At 64.2% G+C, this 24,918-nt stretch carries 22 protein-coding genes; 2 read left to right on the forward strand and 20 right to left on the reverse strand.

Annotation, left to right across the window (positions count from 1 at the left end):
* Positions 1–24: 24 nt before the first annotated feature.
* Complete coding sequence (locus EUB48_RS10410; protein WP_142818887.1) at positions 25–882, reverse strand: YbgC/FadM family acyl-CoA thioesterase; 858 nt, start codon at positions 880–882, stop codon at positions 25–27.
* A gap of 10 nt (positions 883–892) precedes the next feature.
* Positions 893–1,807, reverse strand: coding sequence for an alpha/beta hydrolase (locus tag EUB48_RS10415; protein ID WP_142821200.1), 915 nt, complete (start codon positions 1,805–1,807; stop codon positions 893–895).
* Positions 1,808–1,966: 159 nt separating this feature from the next.
* Between EUB48_RS10415 and EUB48_RS10420 the strand changes: the two genes are divergently transcribed.
* The gene (locus EUB48_RS10420; RefSeq protein WP_142818889.1) at positions 1,967–3,103 is read left to right on the forward strand and encodes an iron-containing alcohol dehydrogenase; all 1,137 of its coding nucleotides are present in this window, start codon (positions 1,967–1,969) and stop codon (positions 3,101–3,103) included.
* A gap of 34 nt (positions 3,104–3,137) precedes the next feature.
* On the opposite strand, the gene EUB48_RS10425 is transcribed toward EUB48_RS10420, so the two are convergent.
* The 4 genes from EUB48_RS10425 to EUB48_RS10440 form a co-directional block, all read right to left on the reverse strand.
* The gene (locus EUB48_RS10425) at positions 3,138–3,632 is read right to left on the reverse strand and encodes a LapA family protein (protein WP_142818891.1); all 495 of its coding nucleotides are present in this window, start codon (positions 3,630–3,632) and stop codon (positions 3,138–3,140) included.
* Between the two features lie 70 nt (positions 3,633–3,702).
* Positions 3,703–6,063: a Tex family protein gene (locus tag EUB48_RS10430; protein WP_142818894.1), complete on the reverse strand. Its 2,361-nt coding sequence runs from the start codon at positions 6,061–6,063 to the stop codon at positions 3,703–3,705.
* Between the two features lie 107 nt (positions 6,064–6,170).
* Positions 6,171–7,505 carry a sensor histidine kinase gene (locus EUB48_RS10435; RefSeq protein ID WP_168226737.1) on the reverse strand — a complete coding sequence of 445 codons (1,335 nt, stop codon included), beginning with the start codon at positions 7,503–7,505 and terminating at the stop codon, positions 6,171–6,173.
* Positions 7,506–7,644: 139 nt separating this feature from the next.
* Positions 7,645–8,388, reverse strand: a complete 744-nt coding sequence (locus tag EUB48_RS10440) for a LuxR C-terminal-related transcriptional regulator (protein WP_142821201.1) — start codon at positions 8,386–8,388, stop codon at positions 7,645–7,647.
* A gap of 449 nt (positions 8,389–8,837) precedes the next feature.
* Here EUB48_RS10440 and EUB48_RS10445 point away from each other — a divergent pair, with 449 nt between their 5' ends.
* A complete protein-coding gene (locus tag EUB48_RS10445; RefSeq protein ID WP_244618403.1) occupies positions 8,838–9,527 on the forward strand; it encodes a DUF1223 domain-containing protein in 690 nt (229 codons plus the stop codon).
* Between the two features lie 40 nt (positions 9,528–9,567).
* Here EUB48_RS10445 and EUB48_RS10450 read toward each other — a convergent pair whose 3' ends face one another.
* The 14 genes from EUB48_RS10450 to EUB48_RS10515 form a co-directional block, all read right to left on the reverse strand.
* Positions 9,568–10,473 (reverse strand): SDR family oxidoreductase, encoded by a 906-nt coding sequence (locus tag EUB48_RS10450; RefSeq protein WP_142818900.1) that lies wholly within the window; start codon positions 10,471–10,473, stop codon positions 9,568–9,570.
* A complete protein-coding gene (locus EUB48_RS10455) occupies positions 10,470–11,408 on the reverse strand; it encodes a glutathione S-transferase family protein (protein ID WP_142818903.1) in 939 nt (312 codons plus the stop codon). Before EUB48_RS10455 ends, EUB48_RS10450 begins: the two co-directional genes overlap by 4 nt.
* A gap of 29 nt (positions 11,409–11,437) precedes the next feature.
* Positions 11,438–13,087, reverse strand: coding sequence for an isovaleryl-CoA dehydrogenase (locus tag EUB48_RS10460; protein WP_142818906.1), 1,650 nt, complete (start codon positions 13,085–13,087; stop codon positions 11,438–11,440).
* Positions 13,088–13,110: 23 nt separating this feature from the next.
* Positions 13,111–14,127: an NADP-dependent oxidoreductase gene (locus tag EUB48_RS10465; protein ID WP_142818908.1), complete on the reverse strand. Its 1,017-nt coding sequence runs from the start codon at positions 14,125–14,127 to the stop codon at positions 13,111–13,113.
* 99 nt (positions 14,128–14,226) lie between these two features.
* Positions 14,227–14,655 (reverse strand): PaaI family thioesterase, encoded by a 429-nt coding sequence (locus EUB48_RS10470; RefSeq protein WP_142818910.1) that lies wholly within the window; start codon positions 14,653–14,655, stop codon positions 14,227–14,229.
* 24 nt (positions 14,656–14,679) lie between these two features.
* The gene (locus tag EUB48_RS10475) at positions 14,680–15,471 is read right to left on the reverse strand and encodes an SDR family oxidoreductase (RefSeq protein ID WP_142818912.1); all 792 of its coding nucleotides are present in this window, start codon (positions 15,469–15,471) and stop codon (positions 14,680–14,682) included.
* A 54-nt stretch (positions 15,472–15,525) separates the two neighbouring features.
* A complete protein-coding gene (locus EUB48_RS10480; protein WP_142818914.1) occupies positions 15,526–15,756 on the reverse strand; it encodes a hypothetical protein in 231 nt (76 codons plus the stop codon).
* Complete coding sequence (locus tag EUB48_RS10485; protein WP_142818916.1) at positions 15,756–17,588, reverse strand: acyl-CoA dehydrogenase; 1,833 nt, start codon at positions 17,586–17,588, stop codon at positions 15,756–15,758. Before EUB48_RS10485 ends, EUB48_RS10480 begins: the two co-directional genes overlap by 1 nt.
* A 75-nt stretch (positions 17,589–17,663) precedes the next feature.
* Positions 17,664–18,839: an acetyl-CoA C-acyltransferase gene (locus tag EUB48_RS10490; protein WP_142818918.1), complete on the reverse strand. Its 1,176-nt coding sequence runs from the start codon at positions 18,837–18,839 to the stop codon at positions 17,664–17,666.
* An 8-nt stretch (positions 18,840–18,847) separates the two neighbouring features.
* Positions 18,848–20,950: a 3-hydroxyacyl-CoA dehydrogenase NAD-binding domain-containing protein gene (locus tag EUB48_RS10495; RefSeq protein WP_142818920.1), complete on the reverse strand. Its 2,103-nt coding sequence runs from the start codon at positions 20,948–20,950 to the stop codon at positions 18,848–18,850.
* 111 nt (positions 20,951–21,061) lie between these two features.
* Complete coding sequence (locus tag EUB48_RS10500; RefSeq protein WP_142818922.1) at positions 21,062–21,757, reverse strand: ABC transporter ATP-binding protein; 696 nt, start codon at positions 21,755–21,757, stop codon at positions 21,062–21,064.
* Between the two features lie 88 nt (positions 21,758–21,845).
* A complete protein-coding gene (locus EUB48_RS10505; RefSeq protein ID WP_077561011.1) occupies positions 21,846–22,616 on the reverse strand; it encodes an ABC transporter ATP-binding protein in 771 nt (256 codons plus the stop codon).
* On the reverse strand, positions 22,613–23,905 hold the full coding sequence (locus EUB48_RS10510; protein WP_142818924.1) for a branched-chain amino acid ABC transporter permease: 1,293 nt from the start codon (positions 23,903–23,905) through the stop codon (positions 22,613–22,615). Before EUB48_RS10510 ends, EUB48_RS10505 begins: the two co-directional genes overlap by 4 nt.
* Positions 23,906–23,909: 4 nt before the next feature.
* Positions 23,910–24,857 carry a branched-chain amino acid ABC transporter permease gene (locus EUB48_RS10515; RefSeq protein ID WP_142818926.1) on the reverse strand — a complete coding sequence of 316 codons (948 nt, stop codon included), beginning with the start codon at positions 24,855–24,857 and terminating at the stop codon, positions 23,910–23,912.
* Positions 24,858–24,918: the final 61 nt, after the last annotated feature.

The raw sequence follows: 24,918 nt of genomic DNA on the forward strand, positions 1-24,918 counted from the left end.
CAGCATCCTCTCCCGAGACAAACCTCAAAGCGGCATGAACATTTCTACGTGCGCAATGCCGACTTCGTCGAACGGATCACCGCGTACAGCATAACCCGCGCGCGCATAAAACCCCTCGGCACTGCGCTGGGCGTGCAACAGCACCTCGTGGTCGCCGCGCTCGCGGGCGCAGTTCATCAAGGCCTGCAGTACGCGCAGGCCCAGCTGCGAGCCGCGCACGGCGCGGTCCACCGCCATGCGGCCGATCTTGGCCACGCCCGGCGCGTGCTGCAGCAAGCGCCCGGTGGCCAGCGGCTGGCCCAGTCGGTTGTAGGCCACCGCATGCAGCGCGCTGCGGTCGGCCTCGTCCCACTCCATCTCGGCCGGAATGCGCTGCTCCTGCACAAACACTTCGGTGCGCACGCGCGCGGCGTCCTGGCCCAGTTCGGACCACTTGCCTATCTTGACGACGGCGACGTCCTGCCCGGCCTCGAACCCCAACAGGATGTCACGCAGCGCGGGGGGTACCGGTCTGGAGGTTTGCGTGGCCGGATCGGCAAACACGTAGACCAGCTCACCGGTGATGAGCAGCTCGTCGCCTCGGAAGATCGCGCCGCCGAACAGCATCGACGAAGTGCCAACGCGCGCGCACTTCATGGCGATGTCGATCTGGTCGTCGATGCGTGCCGAGGCGTGGAATTCGACCGTGGCTTTCTTGACGTACAAATCGCCCCCCATCTGCAGCATGGTGGCTTCATACGGCAAGGCCAGTGCACGCCAGTAGTCGGAGATGGCGGTGTCGAAATACATCAGATAGTGCGCGTTGAAAACGATTTTTTGCATGTCCACTTCGGCCCAGCGCACGCGCAGCCGGTGGAAAAATCGGAAGTCCTGTCGATTCATGGTCCGTCCATTAAGGGTTGAAAGCCTGTCGGAGAGCGGCGGCGGCGTCCGCATGGGCCTGGCGCGCCTGCGCAATGGCGCGCCCCATCTTGATGAACTCGTGCGTCACGCCGCGGTAAATTTCGAGATCGACGGCGACGCCCGCGGCGCGCAGTTTGTCGGCGTACAACACGCCCTCGTCGACCAGCGGATCGCATTCGGCGAGCCCGACCCATGCGGGCGCCACACCGTCCACGTCGGGCGCATTCAACGGGGCGAAGCGCCAGTCGTCACGGTCGGCCTTTGTTCGAATATATTGGTTGAAGAACCAGGTGATGTGCGCTTCTTCGAGCACGAAGCTCTGCGCAAACGTGGTGTGCGACGGCGTGTCCTGGTGCGCCGCGCAGCCGGGGTAAAACAGCAGCTGCAGCGCCAGCGGCAGGCCGGCATCGCGCGCCAGCACGGCGCAGACCGCGGCCAGCGTGCCGCCTGCGCTGTCGCCGCCCAGCGCCATGCGCGTGCCGTCCAGCCCCAGCAACGTACTGTTCCCGGCAAGCCAGACCGTGGCGTCCCAGGCATCGTGCGCCGCCACCGGGAACTTGTGTTCGGGCGCCAGCCGGTAATCGACCGAAAGTACCGCGCAGTGCGCGAGGTGGCTGAGCTGGCGGCACAGCACGTCGTGCGAAGCAATGCTGCCGATGGTGAAGCCGCCGCCGTGGAAATACAGCAGCACGGGCAGCCGCCCGGTTGATGGGGCCACCAGTCGCGCGGGAAGCGCATGGCCGTCGCGCGCGGGAATGCTGAAGTCTTCCACCCGCGCCAGCTTGGGAGCCGTAATTTCCAGCACGCCCGCACCGGCTTCGTAGGCGGTGCGCGCCTGCTGCGGCGACAGCAGGTGCATGGGGGGACGCCTGGCGCGTGCCATGCGGTCCAGCACATCGCGCATGACCGGCGTTAGCAAGGCGCGCGGGTTGAACGGTGGGCCACTCACTGGCCGTTGCTCCGTCCGGCCGGGGCGAATCGCATTGCCAGCAGGGTTTTCTTCCATCTCATTTTTTGCAGTGTCCGTTACAGTCAAGGTTCCATCGTACAACGCAGACCCATCATGGCTTTCATCAACTTCGTGACGCAGATCCAGTTTGAATTTGGCGCGCTCAAGCTGCTCGCGCAGGAATGCCAGCGCGTCGGCATCACGCGCCCGCTGATCGTGACCGACCCCGGCGTCAAGGCGGCCGGCCTGTTGCAAAAGGTGCAGGATGCGCTGCCCGGCGTGACGATGGCGGTCTACGACCAGACACCTTCGAACCCGACCGAGGCAGCCGTGCGCGCCGCGGTGGCCGTATACAAGGCCAATGGCTGTGACGGCCTGATCGCGGTGGGCGGCGGCTCGTCGATCGACTGCGCCAAGGGCGTGGCGATCGCGGCCACGCACGAAGGCCCGCTCAAGACCTACGCCACGATCGAGGGCGGCTCACTCAAGATCACCGAGCGCGTGGCGCCGCTGATTGCGGTGCCCACCACGGCCGGCACCGGCAGCGAGGTGGCGCGCGGCGCGATCGTGATTCTGGACGACCACCGCAAGCTGGGTTTTCATTCCTGGCATCTGGTGCCCAAGGCCGCCATTTGCGACCCGGAGCTCACGCTCGGCCTGCCGCCCATGCTGACCGCCGCCACGGGCATGGACGCCATTGCGCACTGCATGGAAGCCTTCATGGCGCCGGCCTTCAACCCGCCAGCCGACGGCATCGGGCTCGACGGCCTGGCGCGCGGCTGGACCCACATCGAGCGTGCCACGCGCGACGGCCTCGATCGCGAAGCGCGCCTGAACATGATGAGCACGTCGATGCAGGGCGCGATGGCGTTCCAGAAGGGGCTGGGCTGCGTGCATTCACTCAGCCACAGCCTGGGTGGCGTCGATCCGCGACTGCATCACGGCACCTTGAACGCCGTCTTTTTACCGGCTGTGGTGAAGTTCAACGCGAGCGCCGAGTCGGTCCGGAAAGAAAACCGGCTTGGACGCATGGCCTACGCCATGGGCCTGAAGTCGGCTGATGACATTCCCGACGCCATCAAAGCCATGAATGCGCGGCTCGGTTTGCCCAAGGGACTGGCCGCCATGGGCGTGAAAGAGAGCCAGTTCGACGACGTGATCCGCGGCGCCCTGGCCGACCACTGCCACAAGACCAATCCGCGCCTGGCGACGCCCGAGGACTACCGCGAGATGCTGCTGCAGTCCCTGTAGCGAGCCGCCACGAAGCGGCCGGTTGGCTGCCCGCTCAGGCGATTCCACCCGGGCGGGCAGCAACGCCGCGCACATGATCTTCCAGCTGGCCGAGCGAGGCCGCCAGCGAGTTGGCTTGCTCATCGACCCGTTGCACCAGCGTCGCCTGTAAACCATCCAGGCGCGTTTGCAGCTGCTGCGCACCCTCTACGCGCTCCCGAGACAGCCGCACCAGCTCTTCCGCGATGAAGGTTTTGAGCTCGGTGAAGCGCGACGCTTCGGCCTTGTTCGCAAGCTCGCGCTGCGCCGCCAACTCCTTGGTGTGGCGGCGCCCTTCCATCAGCAGCGTGGTCTGCATAGTGGCGATCACGGCAATGAATATCGCCGCCATGACCAGCATGAATCCCAGCAGGACCAGCCCCAACGGCGCGCTAACCGTGCTCACCAACAGCGACAACTCGGTGGGTTGCACGATGAGGCCCCAGTTCACCACCGCAAAAGCGGCGAGCGCAAGACCAAAAATCAACAGCAGCAGGGAACGGATCGACATGATGGGCCTCTTGCAGCCCCAAAGGGGCAGAGTTTTCAGTATACGTTCGTGGCTACCAAACCTGTAGCAGCTACTTGCGCAGCCCCTGCAGTTTGGAGAACGCTGACGCCATGGCCGTGGATTGCGGCGCGCTCGCGCCCCGCTGGCGTGGTGGCTGCTGGCCGCGCCCCGCACCTTCAAACCGGTTGTCGCGCGGCCCATCCCTGCGAGCCGGAGCGTCGCCCAGCTTCATCGACAGGCCGATGCGCTTGCGCTCGATGTCCACCTCCATGACCTTGACCTTCACGATGTCGCCGGTCTTGACGATCTCGCGCGCGTCCTCGACAAACTTGTGCGCCAGCTGGCTCACATGCACCAGTCCGTCCTGGTGTACGCCCAGGTCCACGAAAGCGCCAAACGCGGCCACGTTGCTCACCGTGCCCTCCAGGATCATGCCGGGCTGCAGGTCGCGGATGTCGTCCACCCCGTCGTTGAAGCGCGCCACCTTGAAGTCGGGTCGCGGGTCGCGGCCGGGCTTCTCCAGCTCGGACAGAAGGTCCTTGACGGTGATGACGCCGAACCGCTCGTTCGCAAACAGCTCGGGCCTGAGCGTCCCCAGCATCTCCGCGCGGCCCATGAGTTCGGCCACCGGCTTGCCCGTTTTCTCGATGATTCTCTCGATCACGGGATAGGTCTCGGGATGCACGCCGGTCATGTCGAGCGGGTTGTCGCCGCCGCGGATGCGCAAAAAACCTGCGCTCTGCTCGAAGGTCTTGGCGCCCAGACCCGTCACCTGCATGAGTTGCTGGCGATTTGCGAAGGCGCCGTTGGCTTCGCGCCAGCGCACCACGGCCTTGGCCACCGAGCCGCTCAGTCCCGACACGCGCGACAGCAGCGGCACGCTGGCGGTGTTGAGGTCCACCCCGACCGAGTTGACGCAGTCTTCCACCACCGCGTCCAGCGTGCGCGCCAGTTCGCTCTGGTTCACGTCGTGCTGGTACTGGCCGACGCCAATGCTCTTGGGGTCGATCTTCACCAGTTCGGCCAGCGGATCCTGCAGCCGCCGCGCGATGCTGGCGGCGCCGCGCAGGCTCACGTCGACGTCGGGCATTTCCTGTGACGCGAACTCGCTGGCGCTGTATACCGACGCGCCGGCTTCGCTGACCACCACTTTCTGGATTTCCGCGCCATCGTGCAGTTTCGCCAGCTGCTTGATCAAATCGCCCGCCAGCTTGTCTGTCTCGCGGCTGGCCGTGCCGTTGCCGATGGCGATCAGGTTCACACCGTGTTTTTCGCAAAGCCGGCTCAGGATGTGCAGCGAACCGTCCCAGTCACGCCGCGGCTCGTGCGGAAAGACCGTGGCGGTTTCCACCAGCTTGCCGGTGGCATCGACCACCGCGACCTTGACCCCGGTACGGATCCCCGGATCCAGCCCCAGCACGACGCGCGGGCCTGCCGGCGCGGCCAGCAGCAAGTCGCGCAGGTTGTCGGCAAATACCTTGATGGCGACTTTTTCGGCGCCTTCACGCAGGCGCGCAAACAGGTCGCGCTCGGTGGACAGGCTGAGCTTCACGCGCCAGGCCCAGGCGACACATTTGCGGATCAGGTCGTCTGCCGCCCTGCCCCGGTGGCTCCAGCCCAGGTGGATGGCGATGCGCCCTTCCGCGACGGACGGCTTGCCCGGCTCCGCTTCGACAGGCAGCACCAGTTTGGCATCCAGAATCTCCAGCGCGCGCCCGCGGAATACCGCCAGGGCGCGGTGCGACGGCACGCGGCCGATCGGCTCGTCGTAATCAAAATAGTCGCGAAACTTGGCCACGTCGGCGTTGTTCTCGTCCTTGCCGCCCATCAGGCTGGACTTGAACAGGCCCTCCGTCCAGAGCCACTCGCGCAGGCTCTGCACCAGTGCGGCGTCTTCGGCCCAGCGTTCGGAGAGGATGTCGCGCACACCGTCCAGCACGGCGGGCACGGTGGAAAAATCAGGGCCGGGCTTGCCGTCGTCCAATACTTCGGCAGGGCGCGTGAAGGCGGCGGCCTCGACAGCGGGATCCAGCGCCGGGTCGGCAAACAGCCGGTCGGCCAGCGGCTCGATGCCCGCTTCGCGCGCGATCTGGCCCTTGGTGCGGCGTTTGAGCTTGTACGGCAGGTACAGGTCTTCCAGGTCCTGTTTGGTCGGGGCCGCCTCGATCGCAGCGCGCAGTGCGGGTGTGAGTTTGCCCTGCTCGTTGATGCTCTTCAAAACGACGTCGCGCCGGCCTTCGAGTTCGCGCAGATAACCGAGGCGGTATTCCAGTTCGCGCAGCTGGATATCGTCCAGGGCGCCGGTGGCCTCCTTGCGGTAGCGCGCGATGAAGGGCACCGTGGCGCCGCCGTCGAGCAAATCGACGGCGGCCTGGACCTGATCGTCCCGAACCTTGATTTCGTTGGCGATCTGACGAATGATTTTCTGCATGGTAGTAGCAACCCCGGCCCGGCGCCGGGGCATCCAATGTGAAGTGAATCGATGGACGGAAGTTTGCCACAGGGCACCTGCGTGCCCGCCTGGACGCCCCGGGCGCGTCAAGCCATATCGCTCAAGGGACGGACGGGGCCGCGCGTCGCGGGGGCACCGGCACCATGCGGGTCTGTCTGCGCCGACACCGGCAGCAACAGCATGATGCGGGTCCCCATTCGATCGCCCTGACAGCGGGAGAACTCAATGCTGGCGCCGATGGATTCGGCGCGCTGGCGCATGCCTGACAGGCCTTTTCCGGTACCGCGTCGGTCCGCCATAGCCGCCTGGATACCCCGCCCGTTGTCGCATATCTCCAGCAGCAGGCACTGGCTGTACGGCAGATACCGGCAGGTCACCTCGACCGCCGACGCCCGGGAATGGCGCATCACGTTGGACAGCGCCTCCTGGCTGATGCGCAGCAGTTGCAGCACCTGGTCGGGCGTGACCAGCGCCAGCTCCCCAGTGTCCTGCATGCTCCAGGCCATGTGAATCCCGAGCCGGTCCAGCGAGGGCTGGACGCGATAGCGCAACCGGGCCAGCGCATCGATGATCGAATCGTGTTCCCCGTCGATGGAGTCGACCATGATTTTCAGGTCAAGAAGGCACTGCTCCAGCGCAATGGCCATGGCTTGCTGTTGCGGAGAATGGGGATCCAGCGTGGCGATGAGGTTGACGAGTTGCGAGCCCACCCCGTCGTGCAGATCACTGGCGATGCGCTTGCGTTCGCTCTCTATGGCACGCCGGCTCAGCAGGTCGCTGTGGCTCGCCTGCTCGGCCCGCAGCCGGCTCAAAGCCTGCAGATGCCCTGTCTGCTGCGCATCGATCGCGCTGTGGCTGTCGGTGCCGCGACCGGTCATGACCAGCCACACCAGAAGAAGAAAGGCGGGATAAAGGTAGTGCCCGAACGCCGTTCCCGTTTGCAGGGTCTCCGCATGAAGCACATCGTTCAGCGCAATACCCAGACCCAGCAGCGTCGTGCCCATCACAAACCATCGATGGGGGCCGCCCCGGCGGGCCACAAAATAGCAGATCCCCGCGGCCAGCAGCAGGAAAAACCCTACATTGAGGATTTGCCAGGCCTGGAAAAGGGGGATCCGCCCCTGCAGGCTGCGCAGCCCGTGCAAGCCCATCCCTCCCAGCACGACCGTGCCGACGAGAGCCTGCGACAGACACAGCCAATACAGCCACTCGCGCTCGATGCTGGCGCTTTGCAGCAGGAAAAATACCACGGCTGCGACACACCATTGGTAGCTGATATCCAGCCAGAAAGTGGACGGGGTACCCGCGGCGGCGCCGCCTGCGTAGCGCGACAGTCCCAGATTGACGGCAAGTGCCGCCAAGGCCAGCGCCAGCGCCAGGTCGAACCGGCTGCGCTTGCGGCACCAGGCGGTCAGCGTCATGGCTTGTGGGTCCACTTTGTCCTCATCGTGTTCAACGGGCCAGCGGGCACCGGCACCTGACCGCCGGGAGGTTGCGAACATGGGGCTTGCCTGCTGAAACGATGCGCCTGCAGTCCGGCGCCGCCATAAAAATACAGCGCTACAAGAGGCCACGGGCCCCGGCAAAGCTGACCGCTTGCGCACGGGTGCGCACCTGCAGCTTGCGATAGATGTTTTTGATGTGCGAGTTGACCGTCTGGCAACTGATCGTCAGCCGGGCGCCAATCTCGGCGCTGGTGTAGCCGTTGGCCACCATCCTCAGCACTTCTTTTTCACGGTCGGACAATTTGTCGGGCTTGCTGGAGACCCTGATCATTTGCGCATCACCCTGCGCGTGGTCCAGCTTGAGCAGCAGCCGGCGCGCCAGGTTCGGTGTGATCGACGCACCGCCATTGACTACCTGCAACACCGCCTGAGAGAAGTTGCCGAACCACGAATTCTTGAGCAGGTAGCCCGTGGCGCCCAGCTCGAACGCATGCAGGGCGTGCTGTTCGTCCTCCATGGCAGAAATGACCACTGCCTCGGCTGCCGGACGAATCGACTTCATGTAGTCGATCAGGTCGAACCCCGAACCATCACCCAGGTTCAGGTCGATCATCATCACGTCGAACTCGTGCAGCGCAATCAGGCGGCGCCCCTCGCGTGCGCTGCCTCCCTGAGCCACAAGGCTGACCCGCAAATCCGCCACCAGTTCCTGCGCGATGACCCTGCGAAAGTGGGGGTCGTCATCGACCAGCAGCACACGCACCGGCTGACCCGGCTGACCATTCAGAAAATTTGGCCATAGGGAGGAGTCGCTCCGCAGTGCAAACTGCTGGATAGCACCCCGGTTTTCCCGGCGCATGACGCCGGGCTCACTTTCCAGTTGGCTTCGATCACCCATAAAACCCCCTTATGTAGATCATTCGTTACCGTGATCTTTAACATCTGGCAGCTAGCGCATCTTGTGGAGAAATTGTGACACCTTTGCGACAGTTTTCATACAACTCCAATATTTCAGGATACTGTTTGAGGACGCGATCACGTTGTCTTAAGTCAACACTATTTGAGAACGATACAAAATTCCACAACAAAGATCGCAGGGACTTCATCTTTTACAAAAGTTACCGTTGAAAGGCTCTCATTTAAAGGACCGAAAACACGGCCGCCATTTCCGGGCGGCGGCGTAAGAAAAAGCGGTGCTGCGCCGACTCATTCGCAGGCATCCACCACGATGAGGCGGTCTTGATGAAAGTTACTATCAAATTGATAGCTGTCTGTGTAGTATCAATGGGGGCTACCGCCTCTTTTTCCATGCAGAACGGCTGTGTCATGCAATCGGGCGCGGCCCTCACGCCCGTGATTGAGCTGTATACCTCCGAGGGCTGCAGTTCCTGCCCGCCGGCGGACAAATGGTTGTCAAGCTTCAAAGAGCGCGGTGCAGGCCAGGCCGCCGTGATCGAGGCCTTTCACGTGGGCTACTGGGACACCATCGGCTGGGTCGACCGTTTTGCCTCGCCCGCCTATGCCGAGCGCCAGCGACAGGTGGCGGCCTGGAACCAGCAGCGCTCCATCTACACCCCGCAGGCCGTGTTGAATGGCAGGGACTGGCCCGATTGGGCAACGTCTGGAACGCATGCGCCCGCGTCCGCCCAGGCCGCCCGCGCCAGCATCGCGCTCAAGCAACGGGGGGACGACCAGTTTGAAGCCATCGTCACGCCAGGAAGCGGCGCCCCTGCAACCTGGAGCGCCTACTGGACCATCACCGAGAACGGCTACAACTCCAGGGTCAAGGCGGGTGAAAACGCAGGTGAATTCTTGCGGCACGACTTCGTGGTGCGCCAGTACACGCCGGCGGGCAACTACAGGACCGACCCGGCCATGCCGCAAAGGCTCACCCTGCGCAGCATTGTACCCAGCCCCGGGCACGCGCGGCAGGTCAACCTGGTGGTGTTCGATCCGAAAACGGGCAGCACGCTGCAGGCGGTGTCAGCCGGCTGCTGACGCTGTACCGAACTCCCGGCGCGGCCGGAATCCGCGCGGATCAGTCGGCCCGCAGCGCCTTGCGCAAGGCTGCCCCGATTTCGGGCTTGTCGGCAAAAGGATCCGTCGGGTTGCGCGCCTGCAGGATGTCCTCCAGCCGGGTTTGCACCGAGCCGATGGCCTTGGGGTGGCTGTAGATGTAGAACTGGTTGGCGGCCACCGCATCAAATACTTTTTGAGCCACGTCGGCAGCCGTGACCTTGCCGGAGCCGACCGCCTTGTCGGTCATGGCCTGGCCCACCAGCTGGCTCTTGGTGGGTTTTTCGCCCGCCATATCGCCGGGACGGTTGCGGTGGCTCTGGTTGATGCCGGTGGCGACAAAGAACGGACACAGCACGCTGGCGCTGATCTGGTCGGTCACCAGGGACAGGTCCTGGTACAGCGTCTCGGACAGGCTGACCACGGCGTGCTTGCTGACGTTGTAGACACCCATGTTGGGCGGGTTCAGCAGGCCGGCCATGCTGGCGGTGTTGACGATGTGGCCGCGCCAGGCGGGGTCTTTTTTGGCGGCGCCCAGCATCATGGGCGTGAACAGGCGCACGCCGTGCACCACGCCCATGACGTTGACCCCCAGCACCCATTCCCAGTCCCGGACCGAGTTCTCCCAGATCAGGCCGCCCGAGCCCACACCCGCGTTGTTGAAGACCAGGTGCGGCGCGCCAAAGCGCTGCTGCACGGCTTGGGCCAGCGCTTCCATCTGGGCGGCGTTCGACACATCCACCTTGCGCGCGAGCACGGGCGCGCCGGCGGCCTGCATTTCGGCCGCGGCCTTGTCGAGCGCGTCCTGCTGCACATCCACCAGCACCAGGTTCATGCCGAGCCTGGCGCCGATGCGGGCGCATTCGAGGCCGAAGCCCGAGCCAGCGCCCGTGAGAACGGCGGTCTTGCCTTTGAAGTCGGTGATCATGCGGAAGGTGCTTTCTTGAGGATGTAGCCAATGCGCGGAAAGTGCACATGCACCGTGCCGGCGCGCTCGTCGCTGCGGCGCAGCGTGTAGTGCATGCGGGTGGCGGCGATCAGTTCACCCTGGGTGGGTTCCGGGCCGAAGCTCTCGCTGGTGATCACCACCTGGCTGCCCAGCGCGATGCCGTGCTCGTCCTGGAACGGCTCGTTCTTGAGCGGCGCGGGCGTGGACTGGGCGGCCAATGCGATGGCTTCCGCGGCGCTGAAGGCTTGTTCCTGGTCGTGACCGATGGCGGCCATGCGGTCCATCCAGGCCAGCACGGATGGCGTATGGTCGAGGATGCCGGCCATGGCCGGGGTACGGTGCCGCGTGAACCACAGCGGGTGATAGGCCGCAAAGTCGGCGATGCACGGCGCGGCACCGAGCAGAAAGGACTGCTCCTCGAGCATGTTGGCGAGACGGCGCAGATAGCTTTTGCAAGCGGCCGCCGCATCGGGCGGTGGCAGGCGCGGCACGGCCACGCGCATTTTGGCGCGATCTTCGGCAAAGGCCTTGAGCACCTCGGGCGGTGCGCCCGGGAACACCTGGGCCGCGCCTGCCGGGCTGAAGCTCCAGGCCATGGCGGTCCAGAACAGCGTGCTGTCGGCCCATTGCGCGAGCACGCGCGCCACGCCCTTGTTGTGCGCAGGGTATAGCGTGGGCGTGGGCTGGCGATGCTCGAGGATGTCGCAAATCAGCGCGGTATCGCAGTAGATGTCGGCGCCGACCTGCAGAAACGGGGTCTTGCGGTAGCCGCCGGTGAGCGCGACCACGTCGGGCTTCGGGCTGATGGCCGGGATGATGACCGACTTCCAGGCCAGCCTTTTGTAACCCAGAATCAGGCGGATTTTTTCCGAGAACGGAGAGGTCGGGTAGTGGTGAAGAATCAGCTCGCTCATGATTTATCTCTTGAGAGTTGGCGCAAGTTTCAGGTGGGCATCGCGCGCGCGATGATCGCGTCAAAATCCGTGGCCGCACCCAGCGTGCCAAAGGTCTGGCCCCAGTTGCCATCCAGGCGCGAATCGCAAAACGCGCTGAACACGGCGGCAGGTGCGCTCTGGTACAGCAGCGCCGCCTGCACGGCCAGCGCCACATCCTGCGCGAGGCGGCGCGCTTCGACCTCACTCGCCATCTGTTCGACGCGCGTGGGCAGCGCCGCGGCCAGGCGATCCAGCGCCGCATGCGCGCCCCTGGCGGGTGCCAGTTCCTGTGCCAGCGCGGCCACAGCATCGGCCTTGCGCAACGCGCGCAGCAGGTCGATGGCCATGATGTTGCCCGCGCCCTCCCAGATCGAGTTGACCGGCATCTCGCGGTAGATGCGGGCCATGATGCCTTCGCCACCCTCCTCCACATAGCCGTTGCCGCCCAGGCATTCCATGGCTTCCTGCGCAAAAGGGCTGCCGCGTTTGCAGATCCAGAACTTGGCAACGGGCGTGAGCAGGCGCGCCATGGCCTGCTCGTGCGCGTCCCCCGATTTGTCGAACGAGCGCGCCAGCCGCAGCGCCAGTGCGGTGGCCGCTTCACTCTCCAGCGCCAGGTCAGCCAGCACGTTGCGCATCAGCGGCTGCTCGATCAGCGGCTTGCCAAAGGCCTGGCGCTGCGCCGTGTGGTGCAGTGCGATGCTCAGCGCCTGGCGCATCAGGCCGCTGGTGCCCAGCGCGCAGTCCAGCCGCGTCATGCTGCCCATGGCCAGGATTTGCGGCACGCCACGCCCCTCCTCGCCCACCAACCAGGCGCTGGCCTGCTGGAACTCCACTTCCGAGCTGGCATTGGCCTTGTTGCCGAGCTTGTCCTTCAGGCGCTGGATCTGGATGTTGTTGCGACTGCCGTCCGGCAGCACGCGCGGCAGGAACAGACAGGACAGGCCGCTCGTGGTTTGCGCCAGGATCAGGAAGGCATCGCACATCGGCGCCGAGAAAAACCATTTATGGCCGGTCACTGCAAAGCGCTGGCCCCAGGCGTCCGTGCCCTCCAGCACGGCTCGCGTCGTGTTGGCGCGCACGTCGGAGCCACCCTGCTTCTCCGTCATGCCCATGCCCATGGTCAGGCCGGGCTTGTCGCGCCACAGCTTCGGTGCCGGGTCGTAGGCGCGGCTGGCAAGTTTGGAGCCCCAGTCGGCGTAGATTGCCGCGTTGCTGCGCAAGGCGGGCGTGACGGCGTAGGTCATCGAGATCGGACACAGGATGGAGGGTTCCAGCTCGGTGAACAGCATGAAGCCGGCGGCTCGCCGCACATGCGCATGTCCTTTGGCGTCAGCGCCTTCCGCCCACGGCGAGCCGTGCAACCCCGCGCCCACCGCCGCCGCCATGAGCGCGTGGTAGCTCGGGTGGAACTCCACCTCATCGAGGCGCCGCCCAAAGCGGTCGTGCGTGTGCAACTCGGGCGCATGCACATTCGCCAGCCGCGCGTGCGTCTGCATGGCGGCAGACCCGCATTGCGCGCCCAGCGCCTGCAGCGGGGCGGTATCGAGTGTGGGCGCATTGAACGCCAGCGCATCGCGCATCGCCTGGTTGCCGCTGAACGGGTTGTAGTTCACCAGCGGCGTGCTCTGGTTGAAGACCTCGTGCGTAGTGTCCATGGCGCCCTCCTTTTTCGCTGGCCCTAGATCAGTTTGACCAGCTGCTTGCCAAAATTCCTGCCCTTGAGCAGACCCAGGAAGGCCTCGGGCGCGGCTTCGATGCCCTGCGCCACGGATTCGCGGAACTTGAGCTTGCCGGTCGCCACCAGGGTGCCGAGTTCGGTCAGCGCCGCGGGCCAGTGTTCCATGTGCTCGCTCACGATAAAGCCTTGCACTTTGAGCCGATTCGTCAGGATCAGTTGCGGCGTGGTCAGTGGCAGGGGCTGACCGTCGTAGCCGGCGATCATGCCGCACAGGGCGATGCGGCCAAAGGCGTTCATGCGCGCCAGCACGGTGTCCATGATGACGCCTCCGACGTTTTCAAAATACCCGTCAACCCCGTTCGGCGTGGCATCCTTGAGCGCCGCATACAGGGATTTCGGGTCCTTGTGCGCCTTGTAGTCCACGCAGGCATCGAAGCCCAGTTCCTGCACCACGTAATCGCACTTGTCCTTGCCGCCGGCGATGCCCACGGCACGGCAGCCGCGCGCCTTGGCCAGCTGGCCGACCACGCTGCCCACGGCGCCGCTGGCAGCGCTCACCACCACGGTTTCGCCGGGCTTGGGCTCGCAAATTTTCATCAAACCGTACCAGGCGGTGACGCCCGGCATGCCGACCGCGCCGAGATAGGCGCTCAGTGGAATGTGTGCCGTGTCCACCTTGCGCAGCATGCCGACCTGGCCGGCATCGACCACGCTGTATTCTTGCCAGCCGCCAAAGCCGACCACCTTGTCGCCCAAGGAAAATTTGGCATTTTTCGATTCCACCACCTCGCCGGCGGTGCCGCCCTGCATCACCTGGCCCAGCGGCTGCGGCGCCGCGTAGCTCTTGCTGTCGTTCATGCGCCCGCGCATGTACGGATCCAGGCTCAGGTAGTGGTGGCGCACCAGCACCTGGCCGTCCTGCAGCGCAGGGGTCTCGCTGCTGACGAGCTTGAAATTGCTGGCGACGGCTTCGCCGGTGGGACGGTTGTCGAGAAGAATCTGCTTGTTGTGCGGCATGGAACGCTCCTGGTGGGTTATTTGGGGTACTACAAAAATAAGAGCTGACTGCGCCCGTGGGTAAAGGGCTACAGCACTATTTTCTATAAATAGTGTTGATCAGTCGGTGGAAATCACGCTCAACGGATGACTGCCCTTGGCCCCGACGGGCAGGCGCTTGACATACTTGAACGTCCCGGTGGCATGGGCACAGATGCGCCCCTCCCGGTCGTAAATCGTGCCCTCGGTGAACGCCATGGTGGCGGTGCGGTGCATCAGGTGGCCTTTCGCCGTGAGCGGGCCGCGCGCCGGTTGCATGAAGCTGGTTTTCATCTCGATGGTGACCACGCCCATGTCTTTTTGCACGCTGCGGGCGGCCACCGCCATGGCCACATCCAGCAGGGTCATGCTGGCGCCGCCGTGCGTGACGGAGAACGAATTGAGGTGTTCGGGCCGCGCCTCGTAGTGCAGTTCGGAATAGCCGCCGTCGAACAGCGCCAGCTCGAAGCCGAGGTGGTTGACGAACGGGATCTCGACGCCGAATTTCATCCGCTGCTCCTGCTCAGCCATCAATCAGCCACCGGTCACGATCGATACGCCGCCATCGACCGCCAGCCACTGGCCGGTGATGTGCTTGCCGGCATCCGACGCATACAGCACCGTCAGGCCCTTCAGGTCTTCGTCGTCGCCCAGGCGGTGCAGCGGCGCGTGGGCCGCCAGTTTCTCCTCGCCCATTGCCTTGAGCGTGCCCTGCGTCATCTTGCTCGGGAAGAAGCCCGGGCAGATGGCATTGACGGTGATGTTGTACTTGCCCCATTCGGCGCCCAGCGCGCGCGTGAAGTTGATCACGGCACCCTTGGAGGTGTTGTAGGCAATGGTCTGCATCTCGGGCGGGTTGCCGCCCAGGCCGGCGATCGAGGCCAGGTTGATGATGCGGCCTGACTTGCGCGGGATCATGCTGGTCTTGGCGACGTGCTGGCTCAGGATGAAGTAGCCGCGGATGTTCAGGTTCATCACCTTGTCCCAGGCCTCCACCGGGTGGTCTTCGGCCGGCGCGCCCCAGGCGGCGCCCGCGTTGTTGACCAGGATGTCGACGGCGCCCATGCGCTGCAGGGTCTCGTCGCCCAGGCGGCGGATGTCGGCTTCCTTGGCGCAGTCGGCGGCGATCCAGCGTGCGTCGATGCCGGCGGCCTGCAGGTCGGCCACGGCCACTTCGAGGTCTTCGGCCTTGCGCGAGCTCAGCATGATTCGCGCGCCGGCCTCGCCTAGCGCAAACGCCATTTGCAGGCCCAGGCCGCGCGAGCCTCCGGTGACGAGGGCAGTTTTGCCCTTGAGATCGAACAGTTGTTGAATGGTGCGAGTCATGTGGGTCTCCAGCGTGTGTTCAATGGCTAAAAATGAAATGTAAGTGCACTGGCATCATCGGTCTTCTTTCAAACGTGAGCGGACGTAAATCAGGACGACGCCCACCGCCGCCACGAGCGCGCCGACAACCATCAGCGACCAGCCCAGCGGACCGGCGCCGCGTCGGGTGAACACGCCCAGCACCAGCGTCAAGAGGCCGCCGTAGATCAACACCCAGATCAGCGCCTGCAAACGCGCAATGCTCCTGGAGGACGCGGTCGCGCCGGACTCCTTGAAAAGCCCCATCAGAATGCATCTTCGGGCAGGCTGGCGCAGGTCAGGTCACGGCTTTCGACGACATTCAGCCAGGCCCCGATCTTGGGCAGCTCATAATGATAAAAATACCTTGCAGCCCCCAACTGGCCCGCAGTTGAAGCTACTGATTTGGTAGCATCCGCGCGCAGCGCCGCGAGCGCCACGTCCAGCCAGATCCAGGCCAGCACCGTGTGGCCAAAGGCCTGCATGTAGGGCACGGCATTGGCCAGCGCGTCGGTGGGCTGGCCGGTGGCCCACGCGGCCTGGGTGGCGCTCGTGACCTGCTGCAACGCTTGCCCCAATGCTTGGGCATGCTGCGCCAGCTCAGGTACCTGCGCGGCGCGCTCGCGGGTAGCTTTGATGCGCGCGGCCAGCAATTGCAGGCCGCGGCCCTCCTCCATCAGCACCTTGCGCCCCAGCAGGTCCATGCCCTGGATGCCGTGCGTGCCCTCGTGGATCATGTTCAGGCGGTTGTCGCGCCAGTACTGCTCGACCGGGAAATCGCGCGTGTAGCCATAGCCGCCGTGCACCTGGATCGCCAGTGAGTTGGCCTCCAGGCACCATTCGCTGGGCCAGCTCTTGGCGATCGGGGTCAGCACTTCGAGCAGCAGGCGCGCCTCGTCGGCCGCCTGCGCAGTTCCGGTGCGCTGCTCGTCCACCAGGCGCGCGCAGTACAGCTCCAGCGCCAGCGCGCCTTCGCAGTACGATTTTTGTGCCAGCAGCATGCGCCGGACGTCGGCGTGTTCGATGATGCGGATTTGCGCCTTAGCCGCATCCTTGCCGCCCGGGCCCACGGGCCGGCCCTGCGGCCGGTTTTTCGCATACTCCAGCGATGCCTGATAGCCCGCCATGCCCAGCATGGTGGCCGCCAGGCCGACGCCGATACGTGCCTCGTTCATCATGTGGAACATGCAGTGCAGGCCCTTGCCAGGCTGGCCAACCAGGTAGCCGATGGCGCCGCCCTTGCCCTGCGGCTGGTACTTGCCTTCGCCGAAGTTGAGCAGCGTGTTGGTGGTGCCGCGCCAGCCCAGCTTGTGGTTCAGGCCCGCCAGCGCCACGTCGTTGCGCTCGCCGGTCAACTGGCCTTTGGAATCGACCATCTTTTTCGGCACGATGAACAGCGAGATGCCGCGCGTGCCGGGAATCAGCTTGCCGTTCTCGTCGGGGATCTTGGCGAGCACGATGTGCACGATGTTCTCGGTCAGCTCATGGTCGCCTGAAGAGATCCACATCTTGTTGCCGGTCAGGCGGTAGCGCGGTCCCAGCGGGTCACTTTGGAAGTCGGGGCCATCCGGCACGGCCCGCGTCGCGACATCGCTCAGGCTGGAGCCGGCCTGCGGCTCGGACAGGCACATGGTGCCGGCCCAGCGGCCCGAGAACTCGTTCCTGGCGAACACGTCTTTTTGCATCTCGGTGCCGTGCACCATCAGCAGATTCGCGTTGCCGCTGGTCAGCATGTTCGAGCCGATGCTCACCGAGGCCATCGCAAAGAAGCTGTTGGCGGCCGCCTGCAGCGTGTAGGGCAACTGCATGCCGCCGATGTCGTAGTCCTGCGCGGCACTGAGCATGCCGGATTCGACAAAGGCCTTGTGCGCATCGTGCGTGGCCTGGGGCAGGACCACCTTCTCGCCGTCAAACTGCGGCTCCTGGGTGTCCACGGTGCGGTTGAACGGCGCGTATTTTTCGCGTGCGATGCGCTCGCAGGTGTCGAGCACGGCATCAAAGGTTTCGCGCGAATGATCGGCAAAACGCTCGCGTTGCTGCAGCGACGGCGCGTCGAGCCAGTCATAAAGCAGGAAGTCGAGGGTGGGACGAAGGGCCATGGTATTTCGAATGAAAACTGCCGCCAGCCCAGTATCTACCTGCGCCGGCAGCTATAAAACCAGGAGCGCCGCGCCTCACAGCACCTCGAAAACACCTGCAGCGCCCATGCCGCCGCCAATGCACATGGTCACGCACACGCGCTTGGCCCCGCGGCGCTTGCCTTCGATCAGCGCGTGGCCGGTCAGGCGCTGGCCGGTCACGCCGTAAGGATGGCCGACAGCGATGGCGCCGCCATTGACATTCAGCCGCTCGTTCGGAATGCCGAGCTTGTCGCGGCAGTAGATCACCTGCACGGCGAACGCCTCGTTCAGCTCCCACAGGTCGATGTCGCCAATCTTCAGGCCCAGACGCGCCAGCACCTTGGGGATCGCGAAGACCGGGCCGATGCCCATCTCGTCGGGCTCGCAGCCGGCCACGGCAAAGCCAAGGAAACGCCCCAGCGGCTTGAGGCCTTTTTTCTCGGCCAGGGTTTCATTCATCAGCACACAGGCGCCGCCGCCGTCGGAGAACTGGCTGGCGTTACCGGCCGCGATCACGCCGCCGGGAATCGCAGGCTTGATGCCGCTGATGCCTTCCTTGGTCGTGCCGGCGCGGATGCCTTCGTCATTGGTGACGGTGACTTCCTTGCTGCGCAGGCCCATCACCGGGTCCGCCACGCCCATCGTGACGGTGATAGGCGCGATTTCGGCCGTGAACAGACCTGCCGCCAGCGCCTCCGTGGCCTTTTGCTGGCTGATGGCGCCGTACTCGTCCATGGCGTCGCGGCTGATGTTGTAGCGCTTGGCGACTTGCTCGGCCGTTTGCAGCATGTTCCAGTAGATCTCGGGCTTGTTCTTCACCAGCCACGGGTCGGCCAGCATGTGTTTGTTCATCTCGTTTTGCACGCACGAGATGCTCTCCACGCCACCGGCCACGAACACGTCGGCTTCGCCCGCGATGATGCGCTGCGCCGCCAGGGCAATGGTCTGCAGTCCGGACGAGCAAAAGCGGTTCACGGTGGCACCCGATACCGTCACTGGGCAACCCGCGCGCAGCGCGATCTGGCGCGCGATGTTGGCACCGGTCGCGCCCTCGGGGTTGGCGCAGCCCATGATCACGTCTTCGACTTCGGCGGGCTCGATGCCGGCGCGCGCGATGGCGTGCTGCACGGCATGGCCACCCAGCGTGGCACCGTGCGTCATGTTGAAGGAACCCTTCCAGCTCTTGGCGAGGGGCGTGCGGGCGGTGGAGACGATTACGGCTGAGGTCATGATGGTCCTTATTGATTAAACGTCTTGCCTTCGGCAACCAGCTTGGCCAGCAGCGGCGCGGGTTGCCAGAACTTGGCGTCGTCCAGCGGGTTCCGGGCGAAGCGGTGCATGGCCTGCACCACGTTGAACAGGCCGACCTGGTCGGCGTACAGCATCGGGCCACCGCGCCAGAGCGGGAAACCGTAACCGGTGAGGTAGACCATGTCGATGTCGCTGGCCCTGGACGCAATGCCTTCTTCGAGAATGCGGGCGGCCTCGTTGACGAGCGAGTACACCAGACGCTGCACGATTTCCTCGTCGGAAATCTTGCGCGGCGTGATGCCCAGCGACTTGCGGTGCTCGGCAATCATGTCTTCCACCAGCTTGCTCGGAATGGCATCGCGCTTACCGGCCTGGTAGTCGTACCAGCCGGCGCCGGTTTTTTGCCCGAAGCGGCCCAGCTCGCAGAGCAGGTCGGCCGTTTTGCTGTACTTCATGTCGGGCTTTTCCGTGTAGCGGCGCTTGCGGATGGCCCAGCCAATATCGTTGCCGGCCAGGTCGCCCATGCGGAACGGACCCATGGCAAAGCCGAACTTCTCGATGGCCTTGTCCACCTGCGAGGGCGTGCAGCCTTCGTCCAGCAAAAAGCCGCCCTGGCGGCCGTACTGCTCGATCATGCGGTTGCCGATGAAGCCGTCGCAGACACCGGAAACCACCGAGGTTTTCTTGATCTTCTTGCCGAGTGCCATGACCGTAGCCAGCACGTCCTTGCCCGTCTTCGCGCCGCGCACCACCTCTAACAGCTTCATGACGTTGGCCGGGCTGAAGAAGTGGGTGCCGATCACGTCTTGCGGACGCTTGGTGAATGCGGCGATCTTGTTCACGTCGAGCGTGGAGGTGTTGGAGGCCAGGATCGCGCCGGGCTTCATCACTTCGTCGAGCTTCTCGAACACCTTTTGCTTGACACTCATTTCCTCGAACACGGCCTCGATCACCATGTCGGCGTCCTTGAGGTCGTTGTAGTCGAGCGTGGCGGAGAGCAAGGCCATGCGCTGCTCGTACTTGTCTTGTTTGAGTTTGCCGCGCTTGACCTGGGATTCGTAGTTCTTGCGGATCGTGGCGATGCCGCGGTCCAGCGCTTCCTGCTTCATCTCCAGCATCTTCACCGGGATGCCGGCGTTGAGGAAGTTCATGGAGATGCCGCCGCCCATGGTGCCGGCACCGATGACCGCTATTGATTTGATAGCGCGTTGCGGTGTATCGGCAGGGACATCGGGGATTTTCGAGGCGGCCCGCTCGGCCATGAAGACGTGACGCAGTGCGCGGCATTCGGGGGTCCACATCAGGTTGATGAAGATCTCGCGTTCCGCCAGCATGCCGGCATCGAATTTCTGCCTGGTGGCCACTTCGACCGCATCGACGCATTTGCCGGGTGCCGGGAAGTTCTTCGCCATGCCCTTGACCATGTTGCGGGCAAACTGGAAGTAGGCATCGCCCAGCGGGTGCTTGCACGGCAGGTTGCGCACCAGCGGCAGCGGACGCGCGCTGGCGACGGAGCGGGCATAGGCCAGCGCCTCTTCCGGCAGCGATTCAGCCGAGGCGGCCATCTTGTCGAACAGCTTCTGACCTGGCAGCGAGGCCAGCATCTCGCTCTTGACGGGCTCGCCGCTCACGATCATGTTGAGGGCCGTTTCCACGCCGAGGACACGCGGCAGGCGCTGCGTGCCGCCGGCACCGGGAATCAGGCCGAGCTTGACTTCGGGCAAGGCCACGTTGCAGCCCGGTGCGGCGATGCGGTAGTGGCAGCCCAGCGCGAGTTCCAGCCCGCCGCCCATAGCCACCGAATGGACTGCGGCCACCACCGGCTTGGACGAGTTCTCGACGGCCAGGATCACGCTCAGCAGATTGGGTTCCTGCAAGGCCTTGGGCGTGCCGAATTCATTGATGTCGGCGCCGCCCGAAAAGGCCTTGCCCGCGCCGGTAATGACGATGGCCTTGACGGCTGCATCGTCATTGGCTTTGGACAGGCCATCGGTGATGCCGAGCCGGGTTGCATGCCCCAGGCCATTGACCGGGGGATTGTTCAGGGTGATCACGGCAACATCGCCGTGAACTTTGTATTCTGCCGTCATGCTGGTGTTCCTTAAAAGAAGAAAAAGAACGAACGTTCGCTTTTGATTCTAGAAGCTTTATGTTGCACCGCAACGCTTCATTGTCCCGGCAGGGACAAGCTTACGCGCAACTCAAACTTCCAGCCATTCCTTGCGGATATCGTTGTTGGCCCGCAGCGTGGCGGGCGTGCCCTGGAACACGATGCTGCCATGCCCCATCACCAGTGCGCGATCGGAAATCGCCATGGCGATGGTCAGCTTCTGCTCGATCAGCAAAACGGAAATACCACGCTCCTTGAGCGTCTTGAGGTACTCCCCGACCAGCTCGACGATCTTGGGCGCCAGACCTTCGGTGGGCTCGTCGATGATGATCAGGTCCGGGTCGCCCATCAGCGTGCGGCACAGGGTCAGCATCTGCTGCTCGCCGCCCGACAACACGCCGGCCTCGGTGTTCTGGCGCTCCTTCAGGCGCGGAAACATCCGGTACATGTCGTCGAACGACCAGCGACTGCCCTTGCCCTTGCCTTTTTGACCCAGCAGCAGGTTCTGCTGCACCGTCAACCGGGGAAAGATGTCGCGGCTCTCGGGCACATAGCCAATGCCTGAATGAGCGATCTCGTAGGCCTTTTTACCCAAGGTCTCCTGGTCTTTCCAGCGCAGCGAGCCTTCGCAATGCACCAGGCCCATGATGGCCTTGGCCGTGGTGGAACGCCCCGAGCCGTTGCGCCCCAGCAGCGCCACGATTTCGCCGGGGTGGACTTCGAACGAGACGCCGTGCAGCACATGGCTCTTGCCGTAGAAGGCATGCAGGTTATCGATTTTTAGCATGTCTGGACTCCCGCCGGGCCGCCCCAAGGGAGGCTTGCGCCCCCTTGGGGGGCAGCGATTACACGAAGTGATGAGTGTGGGGGCACCATCAATGCCCTCCCGCCTGCTGGTCTGCCACCGAGGAGCCCAGGTAGGCCTCCTGCACGCGCTGGTTGGCACGCACCGCCTCGGGCACGTCGAAGGCCAGGACCTCGCCATACACCACCACGGCGATCTTGTCGGCCAGGCCGAACACCACGCCCATGTCATGCTCCACCGTCAGCAGGGTCTTGCCAGCGGTGACTTCCTTGATCAGTCCGATAAAACGCGCGGTCTCCGATTTGCTCATGCCCGCCGTGGGTTCGTCCAGCAGGATCACATTGGCGCCGCCCGCGATGGTCACGCCGATCTCCAGCGCGCGCTGCTCGGCATACGTCAGGTTGATGGCCAGCACATCCCGTTTCCTGTCGAGCCGGATCATTTTCATCAAGGCATCGGCGCGCTCGTTGGCGTCATCCAGATTCGCCAGGAACTTGAGGAAAGTGTATTTGTAGCCCAGACTCCAGAGCACGCCGCAGCGCAGGTTCTCGAACACGCTGAGCTTGGGAAAGATGTTGGTGATCTGGAAGCTGCGTGACAGGCCCAGGCGGTTGATCTCGAACGGCCGCTTGCCGTTGATGCGGTGGCCGTTCAGCAGCACATCGCCGCTGGTGGGCTCGAAGCGGCCGCTGATCAGGTTGAACAGTGTGGATTTGCCGGCACCGTTCGGCCCGATGATGGCCACGCGCTCGCCAGCCGTCACGGCCAGATTCACGCCGCGGATGATTTCGGTCTTGCCAAAACTCTTGCGCAGGTCTTTCAATTCGAGTGCGAAGCTCATAGGGCCTCCCGGCGCTTGGTTTCTTTTTCGATGTACTCCTGTACGGCGCTCCATTTGCGGGCAAATTGCCGACGGGTGAACTCGAACAGAACGATACCCACCCCCATCACGAAGCCCGCGCCGAGCCAACTGGCTAGCGAGCTGGAATCGAGCGTGAGCCCCATGAATGGCACGCCCGAACCCTGGCCGGCGTTTAGTTGCACGTGGTACACCATTTCGATCAGGGCGGCAGCGCCGACCAGCACGACAAACGCCGTCGCCGCCAGCGCCAGGTAATGCAGCAGCAATGGCCGCAGCTTGCCAAAGGAGGCGACGCGCACGTTCATCATGATCAGGCTGGCAATGCCGCCGGGGGCATACATCACCATGAACAGGAACACCAGTCCCAGGTACAGCAGCCAGGCCCTGGTCAACTCGCTAAGCACCACGGTCGCCAGTACCATCAGAATGCCGCCAATGATGGGGCCGAAGAAGAATGTGGCCCCACCCAGGAAGGTGAATAGCAAATACGCGCCCGAACGGTAGCTGCTGACCACCTCGGACGTTACCAGTTCGAAGTTCAAGGCCGCCAGTCCGCCTGAAATGCCGGCAAAGAAGCCGGCGATGAGAAAGGCGAAGTAGCGCACCTTCTGCGTGTCGTAGCCCACGAATTCCACCCGCTCGGGGTTGTCGCGCACGGCGTTGAGCATGCGGCCCAGCGGCGTGCCGGTAAAGGCGAACATCAACCCCGTGCAAATAAAGGTGTAGATCGCGATCAGGTAGTACAGCTGAATTTGCGGACCAAATGTGATGCCCAGCGGATGCAGGCCCGCGACACGGTCACCCGAGATGCCACCCTCGCCGCCAAACACACCCGGAAACATCAGCGACATCGCCGCCACCAGCTCGCCGATCCCCAGCGTGATCATGGCAAACGTCGTGCCGGACTTTTTGGTGGTCACCCAACCCAGCAGCACCGCAAAGGCCAGGCCGCCCAAGCCACCGACCAGCGGAATCAGGCTGACGGGCAAATGCAGTGTGCCGGCATCCACGAGGGTGAGCACCTGGATGGCCAGGAAGGCGCCCAGCCCCGAGTGCACGGCATGGCCGAAACTGAGCATGCCGCCCTGCCCGAGCAGCATGTTGTAGCTCAGGCAGACGATGATGGCCACGCCCATCTGGCACAGCATGGTCTGGCTCAGGCTGCTCGTAAAGACCAGTGGCGCCACCACCAGCGCCAGGGCAAAGCCTGACCAGATGATGAATCGCCCGACGTTCAGCGGTTTGAATTGATAGACGTTGGATCGCATGCGGTCAGCCCTCCCGTGTACCCAAGAGCCCCTTGGGCCGGAAGATCAGGATCAGTACCATCAACAGGTAGGGCAGGATCGGGGCCACCTGGCTGAGCCGCATGCTCCACAGCGCATAGCCGAACGTGTCCGGCGTGATGTGCAGACCCAGCATGCTGGCGCCTCCAAGCATGGAGCTGTCTATGCCGACCGCCAATGTCTGGATGATGCCGATCAGCAGGGACGCCAGGAAGGCCCCCGCCAGCGAGCCCATGCCGCCCACCACCACAATCACAAAAATAATCGAACCAACCGCTTCCGCCATGCCGGGCTCCGTGACAAACGCGTTGCCGCCAATCACACCGGCCAACCCCGCCAGCGCCGCGCCACCGCCAAACACCAGCATGAAGACGCGCGGCACGTTGTGGCCCAGCGATTCGACCGCCTGCGGATGGGTCAGTGCGGCCTGGATCACCAGGCCGATGCGGGTGCGCGTCAGCAGCAGCCAGATGCTGAGCAGCATCAACAGCGCGACCAGCATCATGAAGCCGCGATACATCGGAAATTGCAAGCCATACAACGTGAACAACGGGCCGCTGAGCGCGGGCGGAATCCGGTAGTCGACCGGACCGCGGCCCCACACCAGTTGCACCAGCTCCACAAGGATGTAGCTCAGCCCGAACGTGAGCAGCAGCTCGGGCACATGCCCGAACTTGTGGACCCGGCGCAGGCAGTACCTTTCAAACGCCGCACCGATCAGGCCCACCAGCAGCGGCGAGATGATCAGGGCCGGCCAGAAACCGATCACCCGGGTCGTGCTGTAGGCGAAAAACGCACCCAGCATGTAGAAGCTGGCATGAGCAAAGTTGAGCACGCCCATCATGCTGAAGATCAGCGTGAGCCCAGAGCTCAGCATGAACAGGAGCAGCCCGTAGCTCAGCCCGTTCAAAATCGAGATGATGTAAAACTCCATGGAGTCCCCGTCTGGTCAGTGGCCGTGGTTGCAGAGTAGATCAGAAATAAAAAAGCCGGGA

It is taken from the genome of Rhodoferax sediminis (assembly GCF_006970865.1).
Lineage (GTDB): Bacteria > Pseudomonadota > Gammaproteobacteria > Burkholderiales > Burkholderiaceae_C > Rhodoferax_A > Rhodoferax_A sediminis.

Bases quoted from the DNA above. Each gene is read 5' to 3' on its own strand.
- EUB48_RS10410 (WP_142818887.1), bottom strand. From the start codon at position 882: ATGAATCGACAGGACTTCCGATTTTTCCACCGGCTGCGCGTGCGCTGG.
- EUB48_RS10415 (WP_142821200.1), bottom strand. From the start codon at position 1,807: ATGCGCGATGTGCTGGACCGCATGGCACGCGCCAGGCGTCCCCCCATG.
- EUB48_RS10420 (WP_142818889.1), top strand. From the start codon at position 1,967: ATGGCTTTCATCAACTTCGTGACGCAGATCCAGTTTGAATTTGGCGCG.
- EUB48_RS10425 (WP_142818891.1), bottom strand. From the start codon at position 3,632: ATGTCGATCCGTTCCCTGCTGCTGTTGATTTTTGGTCTTGCGCTCGCC.
- EUB48_RS10430 (WP_142818894.1), bottom strand. From the start codon at position 6,063: ATGCAGAAAATCATTCGTCAGATCGCCAACGAAATCAAGGTTCGGGAC.
- EUB48_RS10435 (WP_168226737.1), bottom strand. From the start codon at position 7,505: ATGACGCTGACCGCCTGGTGCCGCAAGCGCAGCCGGTTCGACCTGGCG.
- EUB48_RS10440 (WP_142821201.1), bottom strand. From the start codon at position 8,388: ATGCGCCGGGAAAACCGGGGTGCTATCCAGCAGTTTGCACTGCGGAGC.
- EUB48_RS10445 (WP_244618403.1), top strand. From the start codon at position 8,838: ATGCAGAACGGCTGTGTCATGCAATCGGGCGCGGCCCTCACGCCCGTG.
- EUB48_RS10450 (WP_142818900.1), bottom strand. From the start codon at position 10,473: ATGATCACCGACTTCAAAGGCAAGACCGCCGTTCTCACGGGCGCTGGC.
- EUB48_RS10455 (WP_142818903.1), bottom strand. From the start codon at position 11,408: ATGAGCGAGCTGATTCTTCACCACTACCCGACCTCTCCGTTCTCGGAA.
- EUB48_RS10460 (WP_142818906.1), bottom strand. From the start codon at position 13,087: ATGGACACTACGCACGAGGTCTTCAACCAGAGCACGCCGCTGGTGAAC.
- EUB48_RS10465 (WP_142818908.1), bottom strand. From the start codon at position 14,127: ATGCCGCACAACAAGCAGATTCTTCTCGACAACCGTCCCACCGGCGAA.
- EUB48_RS10470 (WP_142818910.1), bottom strand. From the start codon at position 14,655: ATGAAATTCGGCGTCGAGATCCCGTTCGTCAACCACCTCGGCTTCGAG.
- EUB48_RS10475 (WP_142818912.1), bottom strand. From the start codon at position 15,471: ATGACTCGCACCATTCAACAACTGTTCGATCTCAAGGGCAAAACTGCC.
- EUB48_RS10480 (WP_142818914.1), bottom strand. From the start codon at position 15,756: ATGGGGCTTTTCAAGGAGTCCGGCGCGACCGCGTCCTCCAGGAGCATT.
- EUB48_RS10485 (WP_142818916.1), bottom strand. From the start codon at position 17,588: ATGGCCCTTCGTCCCACCCTCGACTTCCTGCTTTATGACTGGCTCGAC.
- EUB48_RS10490 (WP_142818918.1), bottom strand. From the start codon at position 18,839: ATGACCTCAGCCGTAATCGTCTCCACCGCCCGCACGCCCCTCGCCAAG.
- EUB48_RS10495 (WP_142818920.1), bottom strand. From the start codon at position 20,950: ATGACGGCAGAATACAAAGTTCACGGCGATGTTGCCGTGATCACCCTG.
- EUB48_RS10500 (WP_142818922.1), bottom strand. From the start codon at position 21,757: ATGCTAAAAATCGATAACCTGCATGCCTTCTACGGCAAGAGCCATGTG.
- EUB48_RS10505 (WP_077561011.1), bottom strand. From the start codon at position 22,616: ATGAGCTTCGCACTCGAATTGAAAGACCTGCGCAAGAGTTTTGGCAAG.
- EUB48_RS10510 (WP_142818924.1), bottom strand. From the start codon at position 23,905: ATGCGATCCAACGTCTATCAATTCAAACCGCTGAACGTCGGGCGATTC.
- EUB48_RS10515 (WP_142818926.1), bottom strand. From the start codon at position 24,857: ATGGAGTTTTACATCATCTCGATTTTGAACGGGCTGAGCTACGGGCTG.